3 protein-coding genes are annotated in these 2,891 nt (G+C 71.8%); 1 reads left to right on the forward strand and 2 read right to left on the reverse strand.

Annotated elements, in window-relative coordinates; genetic code table 11:
• The first annotated feature begins 203 nt into the window (after window positions 1-203).
• Window positions 204-647: a RidA family protein gene (locus HW577_RS23185; RefSeq protein WP_198378475.1), complete on the forward strand. Its 444-nt coding sequence runs from the start codon at window positions 204-206 to the stop codon at window positions 645-647.
• Window positions 648-658: 11 nt separating this feature from the next.
• Here HW577_RS23185 and pap read toward each other — a convergent pair whose 3' ends face one another.
• Window positions 659-2,140, reverse strand: a complete 1,482-nt coding sequence (gene pap / locus HW577_RS23190) for a polyphosphate:AMP phosphotransferase (protein ID WP_198378476.1) — start codon at window positions 2,138-2,140, stop codon at window positions 659-661.
• An 81-nt stretch (window positions 2,141-2,221) separates the two neighbouring features.
• On the reverse strand, window positions 2,222-2,891 hold a 670-nt coding region (locus tag HW577_RS23195), incomplete at its 5' end, for a tyrosine-type recombinase/integrase (protein ID WP_198378477.1).

Raw genomic sequence — 2,891 nt, forward strand, 5'->3', positions numbered from 1 at the left:
GACTCCGGTTCAGGCGTGTGCTCTCCCGATCTCGATCCGCGCGGCGCATGGGGCGGCGAATGCCGCGCGGCGCGCGACGATCGATCCGGATCGCGCGGGGGCCTGACGCGGCTGGCGTGGGCCTTGCTTCGCCCGGGCGCGATGCCGCGCGGCATCCCCGCCCACCCCGCCGCGCGCCGTCGCGCCGCGCGCAGGAGACCGAGATGAAGCGATTGATCTTCGCGCTGGCGCTGTTCGCGCTGCCCGCCTCTGCCCAGAACGTGACCATCCTCAGCCCGCCGGGTGCGATCACGCCGACCGGGCCCTGGGGGCTCGCCGCGCAGGCGGGCAACACGCTGTATGTCGCCGGCATGCGCGGGATCGACCCCGCGACGAACCAGCTTGTCGCGGGCGACGAGGCGCGCATCCGGCAGGCCTATCGCAACATGCTGCACATCGCCGCGGCCGCCGGCGCGCGACCGCAGGATGCGGTGCGCCTCGTCGTCTACGTGACGGACATGTTCCGCTTCCGCCCGATCGCGAACCGCGTGCAGGAGGAAATCTGGGGCAACGGCCCCCATCCGCCGCGCACCATCATCGAGGTGCAGCGCCTGAACCAGGACGACATCCTCGAGGTCGAGGGCACCTTCGTGCTGCCTCAGCGGTAGCGCGCCGGCGGTCAGCCCCGCAGCTTCTCCTCGAGCATGTCGGCGAGCGTCGCGATGACCTTCACGCGCGCATGCAGCTTGTTGTCGGCCTCGACCAGCGTCCAGGGCGCGAGGCCGGTCGAGGTGCGCTCGACCATCTCGCACACCGCCGCCTCGTAGTCGTCCCACTTCTCGCGGTTGCGCCAGTCCTCGGCGGTGATCTTGTGTTGCTTGAAGGCGGTCGCCTCGCGCTCCTTGAAGCGGCGATGCTGTTCCTCCTTGCTGATCGCGAGCCAGAACTTCGCGACCACCGCGCCGTTCGCGACGAGCTGCTCCTCGAAATCGTTGATCTCGGCATAGGCGCGGCGCCAGTCGGGCTCGGGGCAGAAGCCTTCCACCCGCTCGACCAGCACGCGCCCGTACCAGGAGCGGTCGAAGACGGTCACGCGCCCAGGCCGCGGCACGTGACGCCAGAAGCGCCAGAGATAGGGTTGGGCGCGTTCCTCCTCCGTCGGCGCGGCGACCGGCACGATGCGATAGGCGCGCGGGTCGAGTGCCGCGCCGAGCCGGCGGATCGCACCCCCCTTGCCGGCGGCGTCGTTGCCCTCGAACACCGCGATCACGCTCGTCTGCCCATAGCGCTTGTGGCGCGTCGCGCGCGCGAGCCGGCCTTGAGCCTCGGCCAGCGCCGTGTCGTAGGTCTCGCGCGACATCTCCTGCTTCAGCGTCAGCGCGCGCAGGACGTTGACGCGATCGGGCGGCGCCGGCGGGGTGGCGCGCGCGGCGGGCTTCGCCTCGGGCTGCGCTTCCAGCCGCGCGCGCAGCGTGGCCAGCAGGTGCCGCCCGACGAACAGCGCGCGATAGCGTTCATCCGCCGCGGGCACGACCGTCCAGGGCGCCTCGCCGGTCGAGGTCTCCCGCAGGAAGGGCTCGCAGACTTCCATGAAAGCGTCGTAGTGCTCGAACAGCTTTCGGTCGTAGCGCGTGACCTTCCACGACGTGCCCTCGTCCTTCTCGAGCGCGCGGATGCGCTTCTTCTGCTGCGCCTTGGACAGGTGGAACCAGTACTTGATGAGCAGCACGCCTTCCTGCGCGAGCATGCGCTCGAGGCGCATGATCTCCTCCATCCGTGCGGCGAAGCCGCCCTTGCCGAGGTCGCCGAGGACGCGCTCAAGGATCGGCATGGTCTGCCAGGCGCCGAAGAAGACGCCGATCCGCCCCTTGGGCGGCAACGCCCGCCAGAAGCGCCACATGGGCGGGTGCGCCTGCTCCTCCTCGGTCGGCAGGCCGAAGCCAGTCACCTCGATGAAGCGCGGGTCCATCCATTCGTTGAGCAGGTGGACCGTCTCGCCCTTTCCCGCCCCTTCGACGCCCGCGATCAGGATGAGGACGGGGAAGCGCTTCTGCGTGCCGAGGTCGCGCTGCGCCTGCAGCAGCGCGCGGCGCAGCTCGCCTTCCTCCTTCCGGTAGGCCGCCTTGTCGACCTTGTGGTCGAGTTCCGCCGCTTCGAACATGGGCCGATCCTCCGCGGCGCGACGGGTGGCGCGCCTTGCGGTGGATCATGCGCCATGACGAAACCGTGACAAGGCGCGCCGTCAGCCCGCGCGCGGATGCGCCTTCTTCCAGGTGGCAAGCAGCCCCGCAGCGTCGACCGCCGTATAGCGCTGCGTGGTGGACAGGCTCGCATGGCCGAGCAGGTCCTGGATGGCTCGCAGGTCGGCCCCCGCGCCCAACAGATGCGTCGCGAAGGAATGGCGCAGCGCATGCGGCGTGGCGTGTTCGGGCAGGCCGGCAAGCCGGCGGAATTCGCGCAGCGCGCGCTGCGCCACCGCCGCATCGAGCCGCTTGCCCCGCGCGCCGAGGAACAGCGGTTCCTCCGGCGCCCCGGGCCCGCGTTCCATCAGGTAGGCGGCGATCGCCGCGCGCACCGCGGGCAGCACCGGCACGAGGCGTTCCTTGTCGCCCTTGCCGCGCACGCGCAGCGCATCCTCCCGCCCCGGCAGCGGCGCGTCGCGCAGGTCGAGCGAGAGCGCTTCCGAAATGCGCAGCCCCGCGCCGTAGAGCAGGGAGAACAGCGCGACGTCGCGCGCCGCCTGCATCGGCGCCTTCTCGTGCCGCGCGGGGTCGTAGATCTCGCCGGCCTCGCGCGCGACGGCGCGCGCCGCCTCGGGCGTCAGGGCGCGCGGGATGGGCGGCTTCGGCCGCGGGCCGCGCAGTGCGCCGAGCGGCAGCGCCGCCATGCCGTGGTGGCGCGTCAGGTGGCGC

Source organism: Neoroseomonas rubea, assembly GCF_016106015.1.
GTDB lineage: Bacteria > Pseudomonadota > Alphaproteobacteria > Acetobacterales > Acetobacteraceae > Neoroseomonas > Neoroseomonas rubea.